Source organism: Pseudomonas sp. JV245A (assembly GCF_032424515.1).
GTDB classification, from domain to species: domain Bacteria; phylum Pseudomonadota; class Gammaproteobacteria; order Pseudomonadales; family Pseudomonadaceae; genus Aquipseudomonas; species Aquipseudomonas protegens.
The window spans coordinates 1-732 of the sequence record NZ_VYKE01000474.1 but is presented as its reverse complement, the minus strand read 5'-3'; the positions used below and the strand labels follow the sequence as shown (position 1 = coordinate 732).

The 732-nt window shown below is 64.5% G+C and carries 1 protein-coding gene and 1 pseudogene; one reads left to right on the top strand and one right to left on the bottom strand.

Features of this window, described 5'->3' with window-relative positions; all coding sequences use genetic code 11:
* A partial coding sequence (locus tag F6S12_RS32530; RefSeq protein ID WP_315869961.1) for an ABC transporter ATP-binding protein occupies positions 1–220 on the bottom strand: 220 nt, incomplete at its 3' end.
* Between the two features lie 147 nt (positions 221–367).
* Here F6S12_RS32530 and F6S12_RS32525 point away from each other — a divergent pair.
* A pseudogene (locus tag F6S12_RS32525) lies at positions 368–732 on the top strand (Fe2+-enterobactin ABC transporter substrate-binding protein); the annotation flags it as partial.

Sequence of the window (732 nt, the reverse complement as noted above, 5' to 3'; positions counted from 1 at the left end):
GGGCCGGCAGTTGGCGGATGTCCTTGCCATCGAGCACCACCCGCCCTTCAGCCGGTGCCAGTAGCCGGGACAACGCCGCCAGCAAGGTGGATTTGCCACAGGCGTTGGGCCCGACAATGACCGTGAACGAGCCGTCGGGAATGCTCAGGGACAGGCCCTGGGAAATGATTCGCGCGTCGTGGCGCAAGGTCACGGCATCGGCGTGCAAACGGTGAGTCATGGCGGGGTTTTCCTTGGGAGACAAGCGCTTGCAGTATTGCAATTGCGGAATGGATTCTACAATATGGAACGCATTGCATGAGAAGCATTATCATATGGTTCTGCTGTTCAGGCCCCTGCGCCCCACCCTTTACCGTCCGATGGATCGATGATGAACCCACGCCTTTGCGCCCGGCTGCTCAGTGCAGCGGTCCTGGCCCTGAGTTGCCAGCTGGCCCTCGGGGCAAGCACCACCCCCACCCGTATCGTCTCCACCAGCCCCAGCGTCACCGGGATCCTGCTGGCCATGGATGCGCCGCTGGTGGCCAGCGCCGCCACCACCCCCAGCCGCCTCACCGATGAGCGCGGGTTCTTTTCCCAGTGGGCAGAAGTGGCCAGGCAGCGCGGCGTAGCGGTGCTGTACCGCAACCTGCAATTCGATATCGAAGCGGTGATCGCCGCTGACCCGGACCTGCTGGTGGTGTCCGCCACCGGCGCCGACAGCGTGGTCGCCCACCGCAGCGAGCTGCAGGC